The 15,508-nt window shown below is 46.4% G+C and carries 15 protein-coding genes; 9 read left to right on the top strand and 6 right to left on the bottom strand.

Annotated elements, in window-relative coordinates; all coding sequences use genetic code 11:
* Positions 1–58 precede the first annotated feature (58 nt).
* The 6 genes from F907_RS15690 (at position 59) to F907_RS15665 (ending at position 7,741) form a co-directional block, all read left to right on the top strand.
* Positions 59–1,159, top strand: a complete 1,101-nt coding sequence (locus F907_RS15690; protein ID WP_005270113.1) for an efflux RND transporter periplasmic adaptor subunit — start codon at positions 59–61, stop codon at positions 1,157–1,159.
* 2 nt (positions 1,160–1,161) lie between these two features.
* Entirely contained in the window at positions 1,162–4,290 is a 3,129-nt protein-coding gene (locus tag F907_RS15685; protein WP_016651252.1) for an efflux RND transporter permease subunit, read from the top strand.
* 132 nt (positions 4,291–4,422) lie between these two features.
* Positions 4,423–4,800, top strand: a complete 378-nt coding sequence (locus F907_RS15680; protein WP_016651253.1) for a hypothetical protein — start codon at positions 4,423–4,425, stop codon at positions 4,798–4,800.
* Positions 4,801–4,943: 143 nt separating this feature from the next.
* Positions 4,944–6,059, top strand: coding sequence for a molecular chaperone DnaJ (gene dnaJ, locus F907_RS15675; RefSeq protein ID WP_016651254.1), 1,116 nt, complete (start codon positions 4,944–4,946; stop codon positions 6,057–6,059).
* Between the two features lie 113 nt (positions 6,060–6,172).
* Positions 6,173–6,994 carry a 4-hydroxy-tetrahydrodipicolinate reductase gene (gene dapB / locus F907_RS15670; RefSeq protein WP_016651255.1) on the top strand — a complete coding sequence of 274 codons (822 nt, stop codon included), beginning with the start codon at positions 6,173–6,175 and terminating at the stop codon, positions 6,992–6,994.
* Positions 6,995–7,090: 96 nt separating this feature from the next.
* Positions 7,091–7,741 carry an START domain-containing protein gene (locus F907_RS15665; protein WP_016651256.1) on the top strand — a complete coding sequence of 217 codons (651 nt, stop codon included), beginning with the start codon at positions 7,091–7,093 and terminating at the stop codon, positions 7,739–7,741.
* Between the two features lie 44 nt (positions 7,742–7,785).
* On the opposite strand, the gene F907_RS15660 is transcribed toward F907_RS15665, so the two are convergent.
* Complete coding sequence (locus F907_RS15660) at positions 7,786–8,973, bottom strand: MFS transporter (protein ID WP_016651257.1); 1,188 nt, start codon at positions 8,971–8,973, stop codon at positions 7,786–7,788.
* 1 nt (position 8,974) lies between these two features.
* Positions 8,975–9,781: a 2,5-didehydrogluconate reductase DkgB gene (dkgB, locus tag F907_RS15655; RefSeq protein ID WP_016651258.1), complete on the bottom strand. Its 807-nt coding sequence runs from the start codon at positions 9,779–9,781 to the stop codon at positions 8,975–8,977.
* Between the two features lie 137 nt (positions 9,782–9,918).
* Between dkgB and F907_RS15650 the strand changes: the two genes are divergently transcribed.
* Complete coding sequence (locus tag F907_RS15650; protein WP_016651259.1) at positions 9,919–10,821, top strand: LysR family transcriptional regulator; 903 nt, start codon at positions 9,919–9,921, stop codon at positions 10,819–10,821.
* On the opposite strand, the gene F907_RS15645 is transcribed toward F907_RS15650, so the two are convergent.
* The gene (locus tag F907_RS15645; protein ID WP_016651260.1) at positions 10,769–11,179 is read right to left on the bottom strand and encodes a hypothetical protein; all 411 of its coding nucleotides are present in this window, start codon (positions 11,177–11,179) and stop codon (positions 10,769–10,771) included. The two genes, F907_RS15650 and F907_RS15645, sit on opposite strands and share 53 nt — an antisense overlap.
* A gap of 90 nt (positions 11,180–11,269) precedes the next feature.
* Between F907_RS15645 and F907_RS15640 the strand changes: the two genes are divergently transcribed.
* Together F907_RS15640 and F907_RS15635 are read left to right on the top strand one after the other, a co-directional pair.
* Positions 11,270–12,697 (top strand): aminotransferase-like domain-containing protein, encoded by a 1,428-nt coding sequence (locus F907_RS15640; RefSeq protein ID WP_016651261.1) that lies wholly within the window; start codon positions 11,270–11,272, stop codon positions 12,695–12,697.
* A gap of 39 nt (positions 12,698–12,736) precedes the next feature.
* Positions 12,737–13,555 (top strand): isocitrate lyase/PEP mutase family protein, encoded by an 819-nt coding sequence (locus tag F907_RS15635; RefSeq protein WP_016651262.1) that lies wholly within the window; start codon positions 12,737–12,739, stop codon positions 13,553–13,555.
* Positions 13,556–13,605: 50 nt separating this feature from the next.
* Here the strand turns inward: F907_RS15635 and ahr are convergent, their stop codons facing one another.
* The 3 genes from ahr to F907_RS15620 are packed head-to-tail and all read right to left on the bottom strand — an operon-like array spanning position 13,606 to position 15,504.
* Entirely contained in the window at positions 13,606–14,631 is a 1,026-nt protein-coding gene (gene ahr, locus F907_RS15630; protein ID WP_005270129.1) for an NADPH-dependent aldehyde reductase Ahr, read from the bottom strand.
* A 36-nt stretch (positions 14,632–14,667) separates the two neighbouring features.
* Complete coding sequence (locus tag F907_RS15625; RefSeq protein WP_016651263.1) at positions 14,668–15,222, bottom strand: DNA-3-methyladenine glycosylase I; 555 nt, start codon at positions 15,220–15,222, stop codon at positions 14,668–14,670.
* A gap of 36 nt (positions 15,223–15,258) precedes the next feature.
* Positions 15,259–15,504, bottom strand: coding sequence for a hypothetical protein (locus tag F907_RS15620; protein WP_005270132.1), 246 nt, complete (start codon positions 15,502–15,504; stop codon positions 15,259–15,261).
* Positions 15,505–15,508: the final 4 nt, after the last annotated feature.

The raw sequence follows: 15,508 nt of genomic DNA on the forward strand, positions 1-15,508 counted from the left end.
ATCTATGATAATGCTCATATCACGCCTTAAAAATCAATTTGAATAAGAGCGCCATTAGATGAATCAGATCAATCGTATCATATTGGGCTTACTGGTTGTCAGTAGTGTAGTCCTCAGTGCTTGCCAAAAAGAAACACCCAAGACTGAGGAAATCCCTTATGTCATGGTGACCCAGCCAAATAGCAACCATATCGATCAAAAAAGCTATGCGGGGGATGTGCAGGCACGGCAGCAAACGGCTTTGGCTTTCCGTGTCGGGGGACAGATTACCGAACGTTATGTCGATGTCGGTGATCGGGTGAAAGTCGGGCAAGTGCTGGCCAAGCTGGATGTCAAAGATGCGCAATTGCAAATGAATGCGGCCAAGGCACAGTTACAAAGCGCCGAAGCAGCGGCCAAAATTGCCGCTGAAGAATATCAGCGTTATCAGCAACTTCTACCGGTCAATGCCGTGAGTCGCTCACAATTTGATGCGGTCAAGAATCAATATGAATCGGCACAAGCCAGTTTGCAGCAGGCCCGTTCTAATTATCAAGTGTCCTCAAACCAGACGGGCTATAACCAGCTGATTTCGAATAAGAATGGGGTGATTACCCAACGCCAAATTGAGATTGGACAAGTGCTTGCCGCAGGGCAGGCGGCCTATCAATTGGCGATTGATGGGGAGCGTGAGGTGGTTTTCGGAGTACCTGAACAAGCAGTCAGTACCATCAAAGTCGGGCAACCGGTATGGGTGACCTTGTGGTCGCAACCCGACGCCCGTTTTGCGGCCAAAGTGCGGGAAGTATCACCTGCTGCCGATCAATCACGAACTTTCACTGTTAAGGTGTCTTTGCTTGAAGGGCAGTCCAGCATTCAACTGGGTCAAAGTGCACGGGTGTTTTTTGTTGCACATGACAACAATGTTTTGAGCGTGCCTTTATCCAGTGTTACCGCCAATGATCAGCAAGCCTATGTTTGGGTGGTGAATGCCAATCAAACCATTCGTAAAGTGCCTGTGACCTTGGGCAACTATGCACGTGACAGTGTACCTGTCCTCTCGGGCTTAAAAGCCACGGATTGGGTCGTGGTGGGTGGGGTACATTTACTGCGTGAGCAGCAAAAGATTCATCCGATTGATCGTGATAATCGCGATGTTAGCGTCAAAACGGGAGGTTAAAGATGAAATTTAACCTTTCAGAATGGGCGCTCAAGAATAAAGGCATCATCTTTTATTTTATGCTGTTGCTTGGCATCGTGGGCATTATGTCCTATTCCAAGTTGTCACAGAGTGAAGATCCACCGTTTACCTTTAAAGTCATGGTGGTACAGACCTATTGGCCGGGAGCAACGGCCAAGGAAGTCTCGACGCTGGTGACCGACCGCATTGAAAAAGAATTAATGACCACCGGGCAATATGACCGCATCATGGCCTATTCGCGGCCAGGTGAATCGTTGGTGACCTTTGTTGCCAAAGACAGTTTGCCTTCGAGCGCCATTCCTGATGTCTGGTATAACGTGCGTAAAAAGGTCAATGATATTCGCTCACAATTGCCGAGTGGTGTACAAGGGCCGTTCTTTAATGATGAGTTTGGCGATACCTTCGGTAACATCTATGTGCTGACAGGTAAAGACTTTGACTATGCGGTGATGAAAGAATATGCCGACCGTTTGCAGCTGCAATTGCAACGGGTCAAAGATGTAAGCAAGGTCAATCTGGTGGGGCTGCAAGATCAGAAAATCTGGGTTGAGCTATCAAACACCAAAGCGGCACAGTTAGGTGTGCCCGTTACTGCCATTCAGGAGGCGATTCAAAAGCAAAATGATATGGCGGGTGCAGGTTTCTTCGAAACGGGCACAGACCGGATTCAAATTCGGGTCAGTGGGCATTTACACAGTGTTGATGATCTGAAAAAAATGCCGTTGCTGGTGGGGAATAAAACCATTCAACTGGGGGATGTGGCAGAGGTTTATCGCGGTTTTAGTGAACCTGCGCAACCGCGCATGCGTTTTATGGGTGAAAACGGTATCGGGATTGCGGTCTCGATGCGTAAAGGCGGGGACATTATTGCGCTCGGTAAAAATCTGGAAACCGAATTCAACCGCCTGCAAAAAAGCTTACCTTTGGGCATGAAGCTGCAAAAAGTTTCGGATCAACCCGTTGCAGTACAACGCAGTATTCACGAGTTCTTAAAAGTTCTGGCCGAAGCCGTGATTATTGTTTTATTGGTGAGTTTCTTCTCGCTCGGTTTCCGTACTGGTTTGGTGGTGGCGCTGTCTATTCCACTGGTACTGGCCATGACCTTTGCAGGCATGAATCTGTTTGATGTCGGGCTGCATAAGATTTCACTGGGAGCATTGATTCTGGCACTGGGGCTGCTGGTTGATGATGCCATTATCGCCGTGGAAATGATGGCGATTAAAATGGAACAAGGCTACAGCCGGCTGAAAGCTGCGGGTTTTGCTTGGCAAACCACCGCTTTCCCGATGTTAACGGGGACGTTAATTACGGCTGCCGGATTTTTGCCGATTGCCACGGCGCAATCTGGGACGGGAGAATATACTCGTTCTATTTTCCAAGTGGTGACAATTGCGCTGATTGTGTCATGGATCGCTGCAGTGTTATTTGTACCGTATTTGGGTGAAAAATTATTGCCTGACTTCAGCAAACAGAAGCAACAAGCAGCATGGTACTTACGCTTGTGGGCAAGATTGCGCAAGCAACCTGCACCTGTAGTGGAAGCACATGGTCAGCATCATGACCCGTATCAGTCCAGATTTTATCAATCTTTTCGCCGTGTGGTGGAAATTTGTATTAGCTATCGTAAAACCGTGATTGCCGTGACAGTCGGGCTCTTTGTGCTGTCGGTCGCGATGTTTAAATTGGTGCCACAACAGTTCTTCCCGCCATCGAATCGGGCTGAAATTTTGGTGGATTTAAAACTGGAAGAAGGTGCATCACTGACCGCCACGGAACAGGCCGTGCATAAGGTGGAACAGTTCCTGTCTAAACAAAAAGGTATTGATAACTATGTGGCCTATGTCGGTACTGGGTCTCCGCGTTTCTATTTGCCTTTAGATCAGCAATTGCCGCAAGCCAGTTTTGCCCAGTTTGTGGTATTGGCTTCGTCGTTGGACGATCGTGATGAAATTCGCCGCTCTCTGGACAAACAGATTAAGCAGTTGTTGCCTCAAGTACGGACTCGCGTGTCTTTATTGGAAAATGGCCCCCCAGTCGGTTATCCATTGCAGTATCGTGTCTCTGGTGAAGATTTGGGGACGGTGCGTCAATGGGCGCAGAAAGTGGCTAAAGTGCTGAGTGAAGACCCGAATACCACCAATGTACATCTGGATTGGGGTGAGCCGAGCAAAATTATTGCCATTGAAATTGACCAAGACCGTGCACGTCAAATGGGCGTTTCCAGTGTCGATTTGGCCAATTTCCTCAATGCTTCGGTTACGGGTGCGGTGATGAATCAATATCGTGAAAAGCGTGAATTGATTGAAATCCGTTTGCGTGGTGATAAATCTGAACGCGTCGAAGTGGCCTCTTTAGCCAGTTTGGCCGTGCCAACCAGTAAGGGCACCACCGTACCTTTGGCTCAAATTGCCACAATCGAACCCCGTTTTGAAGAGGGTTTGATCTGGCACCGCAATCGTTTGCCGACCATTACTGTTCGTGCTGATATTCGGACTCATTTACAACCCGCCACGGTGGTACAGCAGCTGGCTGATCAGATGCAGACTTTACGTGCCGATTTACCAAGCGGTTATCTGCTTGAAGTGGGGGGCACGGTCGAGGAGTCAGCCAAAGGACAAAACTCGGTCAATGCGGGTATGCCCTTATTTTTGGCTGTGGTGATGACCTTATTGATGATTCAATTGCGCAGTATGTCGCGCGCGACCATTGTGTTGCTGACAGCGCCTTTGGGATTGATTGGTGTGGTGGCGTTCCTGTTACTGTTGAATAAGCCCTTTGGTTTCGTGGCAATGCTGGGTACGATTGCATTGTCAGGCATGATTATGCGTAACTCGCTGATCTTGATTGATCAGATCGAGCAAGACATTCAGGCTGGGCATCAACCGTGGGAAGCGGTGATTGGTGCAACCATGCGTCGTTTCCGTCCCATTGTGTTGACTGCACTGGCTGCGGTGCTGGCCATGATCCCGTTATCACGCAGTATTTTCTTCGGTCCGATGGCGGTTGCAATTATGGGTGGCTTGATTGTTGCGACCTTATTAACCCTATTTTTCCTGCCCGCACTGTACGCAGCATGGTTTAAGGTCAAAAAAACAACACAACTATCGTAATTATTTTGTGAATAAAGGTGCGAAACATTGAAAATTTCAATATAGTAGCACCTATATTTTAAGACCAAAAAATAATTGAATTTCATAGTATGGCAAATTTTGCCTAGTGCTGTGAATGAGGTGATATAGAGCATGGGGCAAGACAGTATTGAACAGCATCGCCGCTATGTGGCGATTTCTTATGTGTTCATGTTTCTTGCATTATTTACAATCGTGTTTGCTGCGTTTGCATACCTGTTAGCACGAAAAGTTGCGATTGTGGATAATGCCGAAGTATGGATACATGCGCATGCACTCTGGATTATGCGTAATGTGCTGTTATTTCTGGTGATGGCGTTCTTTGCAGCTCTATGGTTTATTCCACTGTTCTTTTTCGCATGGAACAGCATCCTCTGGGTCACCGCAATGACGGTTGCCGGTGTGGTGTTTAGTTCGATTGCATGGTTGTTTTTATTGAATGCATGGTTAAAAGGTATTGCCAAGTATTTCAAAAATAAAGCAGTTTTTTAATTTTCTGCTTTTTTATTGCAATAGACCTTGTAAATTTATCGTACAGTCCCTATTAAGGCTCTGTTGACTTTTTTATTTCTTAAGTCGACAGAGCCTATTTGTTTTTTAGATTTAAATAAATTCCGTGAGGAGCATCGCCAACCATGGCTAAACGTGATTATTATGAGGTTTTAGGCGTTTCGAAAACCGCAAGTGATGATGAGATCAAAAAAGCCTATCGTAAGTTGGCGATGAAGTATCATCCAGACCGTAACCCGGACAACGCAGAAGCAGAAGAAAAGTTCAAAGAAGCGGCAGAAGCGTATGAAGTGCTGTCTGATGAAGAAAAGCGCAGCATGTATGACCGCGCTGGACATAGTGCCTTTGAAGGCGGCTTTGGCGGCGCAGGTGGTGGCTTCGGCGGTTTTAGCGCAGAAGACATTTTCAGTCAGTTTGGCGATATTTTTGGTGGTGCATTTGGTGGCGGTGGCCGTCAGCAACAACGTCAACGCCGTGGTTCAGACCTCCGTTATGTGATGGAACTGACGCTTGAAGAAGCGGTCAAAGGGGTGAAAAAAACCATTACCTTTACTGCACCAGCACCATGTGAAACCTGTGATGGTAAGGGATCTAAAAATCCGAATGATGTTGAAACCTGTCGTACCTGTCATGGTGCGGGTCAAGTGCGCATGCAACAAGGTTTCTTCTCGGTTCAGCAGACCTGTAGCACCTGTCGTGGTCAAGGTAAAATCATCAAGAACCCATGCACTAGCTGTCATGGTTCAGGCGTTTCAGACCGTCAGCAAACCCTTGAAGTCACTATTCCTGCAGGCGTAGACAATGGTGACCGCGTACGCTTAACCGGTAAAGGTGAAGCGATTCGTGATGGTCAAGCCGGTGATTTATACGTTGAAGTGGTGGTTCGTGAACACGAAGTCTTCCAACGTGATGGTGCAGATCTGTATATGGACGTGCCAGTCAGCATTGCAGATGCAGCTTTAGGGAAAGAAATTGAAATTCCGACCCTTGATGGTCGTGTCAGCTTAAAAATTCCTGAAGGAACGCAAACTGGTAAGTTATTCCGCCTACGTGGTAAGGGTGTTCGCCCTGTACGTAGCAGTATGGTTGGGGATTTACTCTGCCGTATCGTAGTGGAAACGCCTGTGAACTTAAACAGTCGCCAACGTGAATTGTTAAAAGAACTGCAAGCGTCTTTTGATGGTGATGGTCATGCTGCATCGCCAAAGAAAAAATCATTCTTTGACCGCCTATTTGATTAATTGACATCAATAAAAAACCTGCTGCGGCAGGTTTTTTTATGGGAAATTTTTAGCGCAGCCAAAGAGTTTTGCTATAGTAGCTCAATTGTTTAAATAAAAGACTGGGAAAAATTATGTCAACTTCTCCACGCATTGGAATCTTGGGTGCAGGCGGACGCATGGGACGCATTCTGATTCAGGCGGTACAACAAGCAGGCTATCAACTGGCAGCAGCTGTTGAACGTCCTGAAAGCAGCTTGGTGGGTGCGGATGCAGGTGAGCTTGCAGGGATCGGTAACATCGGTGTCAAGATCGTGGGAAGTTTGAGTGAGGTTCTAAAAGATTGTGATGTGGTGATTGATTTCACGGCACCTGTGGCCACTGAACAGCACTTGAAGTTATGCCGTGAAGCGGGCGTGGCTATGGTGATTGGGACTACGGGCATGTCAGATGAACAAAAGGCATTCTTGGACGAAACCGCAACCCAGACCCCTGTGGTGTATGCCGCCAACTATTCGGTCGGCGTCAATGTCTCGATTAAATTATTGGAACTGGCTGCAAAAGTGTTTGGCGATACGGTGGATATTGAAATCATTGAAGCGCACCACCGTCATAAAGTCGATGCACCTTCTGGTACTGCATTTATGATGGGCGAGGCGATTGCGGATACCTTAGGTCGTAATTTAAAAGAAGTGGCGGTGTATGGTCGTGAAGGCTATACCGGCCCTCGTGATCGTCAAACCATTGGTTTTGAAACCATCCGTGGTGGCGATATTGTCGGTGAACATACGGTGATGTTTATTGGTGAAGGTGAGCGTGTTGAAGTCACGCACAAAGCCACCAACCGTATGAACTTTGCTTCAGGTGCAGTCCGTGCAGCAGCATGGGTGGTGGGCCGAGAAGCAGGTAAATATGATATGAAAGATGTACTAGGCTTTAACGAGATTGAAGTATAAAACGCTACGATTTGCTACTATAAAAGCGCTTGTTGAGCTTGGTTTCCAGTTAGAGTGAGACAGGCGCTTACCATCATTAAAACAATTGAGCATGACATGAATAAAAAACATATTGTTCTTGCTACACTGCTAAGCGTGACCAGCTGGGCTGCAAGTGCTGCGACAGACACTGCCAAACTGAGTTTAAACCGTAATAATATTAAAGTCTGGACGTATCAGGCCGAAAATAATCCGATTATTCAATATAAAGCTGAAACCACCTTTGATGTGCCTTTAGAACGCGCTGTCGCTGTGGTCTTGGATGTTGAGCGTACCCCACAATGGGTACCTTATGTCGGTAAAGTGCAGATGCTATCTCGAGATGATAAAAAGGGTGAGTTTACCCTGTATATGGTGCTGGATTTCCCTTTTCCTTTAAAAGACCGCGATGTGGTGATTAAAGGAAAAATGAGCAAAAATGCAGATGGCAGTATCAGTATCAAAAATAATGCCATTCAGAATAACTACCCTGAGCAGCCTGATGTGGTGCGTTTAACCAAGTATGCAGGCGATTGGACTTTCCAGAAACTCGCCAATAATAAAGTGAAAGTCATCACCAATGGTTATGCCGATCCTGCGGGTTCAATTCCATTGAGCTTTGTGAATATGTTTGTGCAGCAGCAGCCCTATCAAATGCTGATGAAGATGAAAAAAGAAGTCAATAATCCAATCTATGCGCAACCGAAATTACCGGATGTATTAAAATAAAACAAAGCCTGATTTTAATCAGGCTTTGTTTTATTTGGGGAAGATTAAGCTTGCGGACATTGTTGTAATTGCGCACTGGATTTGGCCGCCAGTTTGATTTGAATCAGAAGCAAGATCAGACCGATACCTGCCAACATAGCGCCGATCATCGAGACTGCTGCGTAGTTCAAGCCGAGACTTAACACCGCACCGCCTGCAGCTGCACCAATGGCATTGCCGAGGTTAAAGGCGCCGATATTGACTGAAGAGGCAAGACCAGAGGCCTCATGCGCAACTGACATCACTCGCATTTGTAATGGCGGAACGATGGCGAAGGCTGCAGCTCCCCAGATCACTAAAGCAAACGCTGCCCCCAATTGTGTTTGAGCAAGGATTGGGAAAATCAGCATTAAGCTCATCAGCAACAACAGGAAGCCAATCAGGGTTTTGTTCACGGATACATCCGCAAACTTGCCACCGAAATGGTTACCGATTGAGAAACCAATCCCGATCAAGACCAACATCAGGGTGATAAAGGTCGGTGAAGCATGAGTGAACTCCACCAGACTTGGCGCGATATAGGTGTACAAGGTAAACATGGCTGAGGCACCAAACACCGTGGTCAGTAATGCCAAAACGACAGGCAGGCGAGTCAGAACTTTGAGTTCCATTTTCACATTCGGTTTTTGACCCACAGCACCGACGGGTAGGGCTTTCCAGAGTGCTAGCATGGTAATGACCCCGAGCACAGAAATGGCAAGGAAAGACATGCGCCAGCCAATATTTTGTCCCACCCATGTTGCTAGTGGTACGCCACCAATATTGGCGATGGTCAGTCCCATAAACATGCTGGCCACCGCACTGGCCTGTTTATTTGCTGGAACAACACTAGCAGCCACCACAGAGCCAATTCCGAAAAAGGCACCGTGATTCAGACTGGTAATCAGGCGAGCGCCCATCAAACTCATATAGTTGGGTGCAAAGGCTGCGATCAGGTTACCAAGGGTGAAGATTGCCATGAGCAGAATCAGGGCATTCCGACGGGCAAAGCCACCAAACCATAGGGTCATGATTGGCGCACCGAGCATCACGCCGAGTGCATAACCCGTAATCAGCATGCCTGCACTTGGGATCGAGACCCCAAGATCATTGGCAATATTGGGCAACAGCCCCATTGGCGAGAACTCTGTTGTGCCAATGGCAAATGCACCAATCGCAAGTGCCAGCAAGGGAAGGTTGAGGCGGCTGCTCATGTTATTGGTCCCATTCAGGTGCAAAAGGTTCAGGACTCACTTCTCGACCATTACGTTCCAGTTGAGCGATCAGCTGCATTTCCTCTGCACTTAAAATTAAGTCTTGTGCTTTTAAGTTGCTGATCAGGTTTTCGCGTTTTGTGGATGATGGAATCACAGCAAAACCGTTTTGTAAGGCCCAAGCCAATGCCACTTGTGCGGTGGTTGCCTGATGTTGTGCTGCAATCTCCGATAAGGTTGGATCATGTAGTACTTTGCCATAGGCCAGTGTCATATATGAGGTCACATCAATATTTTGTTCACCTAAAAAATTGACCAAGGTGCGGTTTTGTAAATACGGGCTTAACTCAATTTGGTTGGTGGCAATGTGTTCTACACCAATGCTGTCAATCGCTTGCTGAGTCAAAGCAATATTGAAATTCGAGATACCAATTTGCTGGGTCAAACCTTGTTGTTTCGCTTCTAACAGCAATTGCATCACACTGGGGATGGACACACCGAGTTGTGGCGCAGGCCAGTGGATCAGGGTCAGATCAACAGCATCGGTACGAAGTTTTTGTAAGCTGTCTTTTAAGCTGGGAATGAATTTGTCTTCAGCAAAGTTATCGACCCAGATTTTTGTGGTGAGGAACAGATCTTGACGAGCGACGCCACTTTCAGCAATGGCTTGACCTACTGCTGCTTCGTTTTCATAAACCTGTGCGGTATCAATGGCACGATAACCCACTTCCAGAGCGGTTTTAACTGAGTCAATCACTGCTTGATCTTTAAGACGGAAAGTACCTAAACCGAATTGAGGGATACGCATATTTTTCACCTAATCTTGTATTGCTCAATGGAGCGTTTTCTGTGGATGGCTGCTATTTTGCGATGATTATTGTTGCTAAAAAATAGAGGAATTTGCAAAATACAGTTGACTAAATATCAATAATTGAGAGGGTGGCAATGAAGTCTACGGTAGAAGAACTGCTTGCTTTTATGACCATCGTCGATACAGGTTCATTTATTGCCGCTGCCGAACGACTAGGGCAGACCGCATCGGGGCTGAGTCGTTCACTCAGCCGTTTAGAATCCAAGCTCGAAGTCACTTTGTTGGAACGCACCACGCGCAAATTAAAACTTACCCAAGAGGGTCAGCAGTTTCTACAACAGGCCCGTAAAATTCTCAGTGATCTGAATGCGGCCGAAGAAGCATTACAGAAATCAGATCAGGATACTTCGGGGGTGATTCGGATTGACTCAGCCACACCGTTTATTCTGCATGTGATTACGCCATTGGTACATAAGTTTCGGCAGTGTTATCCCAATATTGAAATCGAGTTGAATAGCAATGATTTGGTGATTGATCTACTGGAACATAAAACCGATGTAGCATTTCGTTTTGGTGAATTACATGATTCCAGCCTGCACGCCAAATTGGTGTGTAAAAGCCGGATCTATATCGTTGCCAGTCCTGAATATCTAAAGCGTAAGGGCAAACCCGTACAGCCTCAGGCATTACCTGAACATGATCTGATTGGTTTTACCCGTCCTACCTATATCAACACTTGGCCGATTAAAATTGAGGGTGAATATTTTCAGGCACAACCTAAAGTCAGAGCCTCAAGTGGTGAAACCGTGCGACAACTCTGTTTACGTGGGCAGGGGATTGCTCGACTGTCTGAATTTGAGATTTGGCAGGACATTAAACAAGGGCGCCTTGAGGCATTGTTTGAGGACCAGATTGAACATTCTTATCAAAGCATCCATGCGGTGTATTATCAGCAAGAGCACTTGCCGAAACGGGTCCGTTTATTTATTGAGTTTTTGACTGAGCAACTAAGTCAGGGCTTCTCGGTTTGCCAATAGCTTCATTTTGCAGTTGTACATTCAGCACCGGAATTGACAGTCCTGCTTTTTGGATCACTGACACCACAATATGTTGCTGCTGTAGCTTACATTCAAGTTCGACCGTTGGCAGAAATGTGCTTGAGAGCATTATGCCATTTTCATTGGGCTTTTTATAGGTGAGTTTGATGATCTGAGCGTGTGCTGGGGCTGTAGCTTGTTCCATTTTCCATAATTCATAGGTCGGTTGGTTCTGAATTTGCAGATAGCCCTGTGAGAGTGATTTACACACTTGTTGTTGCTGATAGGTGGCTTGTTCGGTGAAATGGCAGCCTGTAAATAAAATGGCACTTAATATAAATAAAATATTATTTTTCATAATCTTATCCTTTGGCTGTTGATTTTTATAGCTTAACGGTGTTGTATAAACCAATACAGATACAGAAATTTATAAAAAAGCAGTACAGAGATGACTTTCCAATATCAACGTTTAGCAGAACAGCTGGCGCATAAAATTTACCAGCATGAATTACAGCCCCAACAAAAGTTAAGTTCTTTAAGGGAATTTGCACGTCAGCAAAGCATTAGTTTGAGTACTGCCCAGCAATGCTATGAACTGCTAGAAGCCAAGGGACTGATCTATGTAAAAGCCAAATCAGGCTATTTCGTTAATTCGAGACAATATCAAAGTGCTGTTCCTGATAGCCCGCAGTTTGAATCCAAAGCTCGGCGGGTTTCAAATTTAGATTTGCAAAATCAGATTCAGACCGCTTCAATTCAACACAATTTAACGCCTTTGGGGGCAATTCAATTGTCTCCTCATTTGATTCCTGTGGATGGTCTACGTCGTTCTCTGCAACGTGCCCTCAAACACTGCCAACCTGAAGATTTTTTATATTGTAATAAACAGGGACATCAACATCTGCGCCAAGCTTTGTCCGATCATTGGCGTGAAGATGGGATTTATGTGGCGACAGAAGATATTTTTATTAGCAATGGCTGTATGCCCGCTTTATCGCTGTTGATTCAACAGATCAGTCAAGAAGGCGACAGTATTTTGCTTCCAACTCCGACCTTTAATGGTCAGTTGCAAATGTTGGCCAGCCTGAAGCGCAACATTATCGAAATTCCTGCCGATCATCGTGGTATTGATCTGGAACGTTTAGAGTTTTTTATGCAGCAGGGCAGTGCCAAGCTGTGTTTGCTTACCGCCAATTTCCAGAACCCATTGGGCTACTGTCTCAGCAATGAACAGAAACAGCAGATCGCGCGACTGGCACAGAAATATCAATGCTTTATTTTGGAGGATGATATTTATGGCGAATGTAGCTTCCAAAAAGAACGGCCTTTGCCAGTGCGTTATTGGGATCAGGAAGGCTATGTCATCTGGTGTGGTTCGGTCTCTAAATCATTATCAACAGCCTATCGAGTAGGATGGTTCTGTTTAGGGCGACAGTTACAGCATTTACGTCCTCAGCTTTTGGCCAATAATGTCGGTGTGAATACACCACTACAGTTGGGCTTGGCAGATTTTATTTACAGTCGTGGTTATCGGGAGCATCTGGATCGCTTAAGACCCAAGTTGATGCAGCAGGTGGAACAGTATCGAGCCTATATTCTAGAGTGCTTCCACGGTATTCCGATTGCGCTGAGCCAGTCACAAGGTGGCTATGCCTTATGGATGCAACTACCAGAAAGTACTACGGGTTTGGAGCTCTATTATATGGCGCAAGCACAGGGGATCAATATTGTACCTGGCGAGGTGTTTGGCGAAGACCGTCGTTATCAGCATTTTATTCGATTAAATGCAGGCCATGCATTAACGGCAGAAATCCGTCATGCCATTCAAAAGTTAGCGCAGTGGACACGGGCCAGTTTGAGTTCATTAGAGCATTAAGGTCCAGTCGACCATCAGAATGAAAGAGGGATAAAAACAATGCAACCTACAATTGCTGAGAAAAGAAAAATATTTCGTGACCTGCATCAGACAGGCTGTTTTGTGTTGCCTAATCCATGGGATGCGGGCAGTGCAAAAATGTTGCAGCAACTCGGTTATCACGCCTTGGCAACAAGCAGTGCGGGTTATGCTTGGTCGTGTGGCAAGACCGATGGGCAGTTGTCACGCGCAGAGGTACTGACTCATCTGCGCACTCTGGTTCAATCAACCGACCTGCCGGTAAATGCAGATTTTGAAAGTGGTTTTGCCGAGACCATTGAGGGCGTGTTTGAAAGCGTCAACATGGCAATCGCAACGGGTGTTGCGGGTATTTCGATTGAAGACTCGACCGGCAATATGGAACAACCCTTACGAGAGCTTGAGGATGCGGTTGCGCGGATAGCTGCCGCACGTCAAGCGATTGATGCAAGTGGTGAAGATGTGATGCTGATCGGACGCGCTGAAAACTTCTTTGTTGGTGTTCCTGATCTAGAGGATACCCTTACGCGACTGAAAGCCTATGCTGCTGCGGGTGCAGATTGTCTTTATGCGCCTGGTATCAAAACAGCTGAACAGATTGTTGCGGTGGTGCAAGCTGTGGCCCCCAAGCCCGTCAATGTTCTGATCGCTTGGGACAGTGAACTGAGTGTGCAAACACTGGCATCCTTAGGCGTTCGACGAATCAGTGTCGGGAGTGCATTGGCGCGGACGGCATGGAACAGTTTTATTCAGGCAGCCAGCTCGATTGCGGAAACAGGCCGTTTTAACTGTTTTGCAGAGAATATCTCTGGGGCGGAACTGAATAAAAGATTGGGCTAATATCCGTCAAGCGATTGGTGCATTGACGGACCATAACGAAATCAGCTGAATTAATCGAAATCGGCTTTGAGCACGATACGATAACGGGCTTGCCCTGAATGGAGTCGTTCAATGGCTGCATTCAGTTGTGACATTGGGAACAACTCAATTTGTGGGGCAATGTTTTTTCGTGCCGCAAACTGTAAAAGTTGGCGCAGTGCTAACGGTGAGCCCGTTGGTGATGAGGTGACAGATTTAGCGCCGCCCATGATTGCACCCACGGAAACAGGGATCGGTTCTAAAGTTACACCAAGGAAATGGAGACGACCTTTTGGTGCAAGGGTATTCAGATAGGCTTGCCAGTTCAAGGTCACATTGACAGTGCTGAGTAATAAATCAAATTTGCCACGTTGTGCCTTGATGGCTTGTGCATCGCGACTATTCACCACATGATCAGCGCCCATGGCTTTGAGTTCTTCAGTTTTGTCTGGACTCGAACTAAAGGCGGTAATTTCACAGCCCCATGCTTTCAGCAATTTAATCGCAATATGACCGAGACCACCAATACCGATCACGCCGACATGATGCGTGGCTTGAATTTTATGTTTGAGCAAAGGATCAAAGACCGTAATACCACCACACAGCAGTGGACCTGCACTTTCAGGATCTAAGTCCTCAGGTAGGGGAATGACCCACTGCCAGCCTGCACGGACTTTATCGGCAAAGCCACCAGCATGACCCACAATGGTCGAGATCTTTCCGCCCGTACAGAGCACCTGATTGCCACCGATACACGGATCGCAAGCTTGGCAGGTTTCTGCAGTCCAGCCAATACCGACGCGTTGACCGAGCTTAAGCCCCTTGGCTTCTGACCCCAGTGCAATGATGGTACCAATGATCTCATGACCTGCAACAGCAGGGTAAACCGAGGATTGCCATTCATTATTGATGACGGAAAGATCAGAATGACACAGTCCGCAATATTCGACTTTGACTTCAACCTGATGGGCTGCTAACTCACCCGCGTCAAATTGGTAGGGTACCAGTGGCTCACCTGCCTGCATTGCAGCATAAGCTCGAACTTGATTTTGACTCATGACAACTCCCATTCAAGGAAAATCGATGAAGATTGGTTATTTAAACTGACAACTATTTTCATGGTCATTGACCATGCCGACCGCTTGCATAAAGGCGTAGCAGGTGGTGGGACCTACAAATTTAAAGCCACGTTTTTTTAAGGTTTTGGATAATTTCTGGCTGATCTCGGTCTGGGCAGGCGCATCACGATAATTGACCACATCATTATTTGGGGTTTGATGATCGACAAAACTCCATAGCCAAGCAGGAACATCGTCAACGTCATCTTTGAGTTTCAGCCAAGCAATGGCATTATCCCGAATGGCTTTGAGTTTCCCGAGATGACGGATTAAACCGGCATCGCTGAGTTTGAGTTCGAGTTGATCATCGGTGAGTGCTGCAACTTCGGCAATCGGATGTTGAAAGAAATGTTTACGGTAATGTTCACGTTTTTTCAACACCGTGATCCATGATAAACCCGCTTGTTGCCCTTCCAGACAGAGCATCTCAAATAGGTGTGTTTCATCATGTTGTGGCTTGCCCCATTCTTGATCATGGTAAGCCATATAGAGAGGATCATCGGAGCACCAGCCACAGCGTTGAGTTGTCATATTTGATGCTCCTTGTTGTTATTAGAACAGAGTGAATTAGAGTTTGAATATCACCCATTCATTTGGGCGAGTATCCCAATAATACAATTCTGCGCTGTTTAAATCAGCAAATTTAAGCCAAAAGTCTTTACCTGATTTATCGGCAAAACCGGTACTGATCAGCAAGGCATCTTCAGTAATTTCCATGATCCAACCCTGATAGCTGGTACCATTGATGATGATCTTTTGCTGATTTCCAGACTCTGCAAATTCAACCAGACGTTCAATCAATGCTTCTGACATTGTA

The organism is Acinetobacter colistiniresistens (assembly GCF_000413935.1).
Lineage (GTDB): Bacteria > Pseudomonadota > Gammaproteobacteria > Pseudomonadales > Moraxellaceae > Acinetobacter > Acinetobacter colistiniresistens.

What these genes read in the sequence shown, in the direction of transcription:
- dkgB (WP_016651258.1), bottom strand. Translation starts at nt 9,781, where the DNA reads ATGCGTATCCCTCAATTCGGTTTAGGTACTTTCCGTCTTAAAGATCAA.
- dapB (WP_016651255.1), top strand. Translation starts at nt 6,173, where the DNA reads ATGTCAACTTCTCCACGCATTGGAATCTTGGGTGCAGGCGGACGCATG.
- ahr (WP_005270129.1), bottom strand. Translation starts at nt 14,631, where the DNA reads ATGAGTCAAAATCAAGTTCGAGCTTATGCTGCAATGCAGGCAGGTGAG.
- F907_RS15650 (WP_016651259.1), top strand. Translation starts at nt 9,919, where the DNA reads ATGAAGTCTACGGTAGAAGAACTGCTTGCTTTTATGACCATCGTCGAT.
- F907_RS15645 (WP_016651260.1), bottom strand. Translation starts at nt 11,179, where the DNA reads ATGAAAAATAATATTTTATTTATATTAAGTGCCATTTTATTTACAGGC.
- F907_RS15625 (WP_016651263.1), bottom strand. Translation starts at nt 15,222, where the DNA reads ATGACAACTCAACGCTGTGGCTGGTGCTCCGATGATCCTCTCTATATG.
- F907_RS15685 (WP_016651252.1), top strand. Translation starts at nt 1,162, where the DNA reads ATGAAATTTAACCTTTCAGAATGGGCGCTCAAGAATAAAGGCATCATC.
- F907_RS15635 (WP_016651262.1), top strand. Translation starts at nt 12,737, where the DNA reads ATGCAACCTACAATTGCTGAGAAAAGAAAAATATTTCGTGACCTGCAT.
- F907_RS15665 (WP_016651256.1), top strand. Translation starts at nt 7,091, where the DNA reads ATGAATAAAAAACATATTGTTCTTGCTACACTGCTAAGCGTGACCAGC.
- F907_RS15640 (WP_016651261.1), top strand. Translation starts at nt 11,270, where the DNA reads ATGACTTTCCAATATCAACGTTTAGCAGAACAGCTGGCGCATAAAATT.
- F907_RS15660 (WP_016651257.1), bottom strand. Translation starts at nt 8,973, where the DNA reads ATGAGCAGCCGCCTCAACCTTCCCTTGCTGGCACTTGCGATTGGTGCA.
- dnaJ (WP_016651254.1), top strand. Translation starts at nt 4,944, where the DNA reads ATGGCTAAACGTGATTATTATGAGGTTTTAGGCGTTTCGAAAACCGCA.
- F907_RS15690 (WP_005270113.1), top strand. Translation starts at nt 59, where the DNA reads ATGAATCAGATCAATCGTATCATATTGGGCTTACTGGTTGTCAGTAGT.
- F907_RS15680 (WP_016651253.1), top strand. Translation starts at nt 4,423, where the DNA reads ATGGGGCAAGACAGTATTGAACAGCATCGCCGCTATGTGGCGATTTCT.
- F907_RS15620 (WP_005270132.1), bottom strand. Translation starts at nt 15,504, where the DNA reads ATGTCAGAAGCATTGATTGAACGTCTGGTTGAATTTGCAGAGTCTGGA.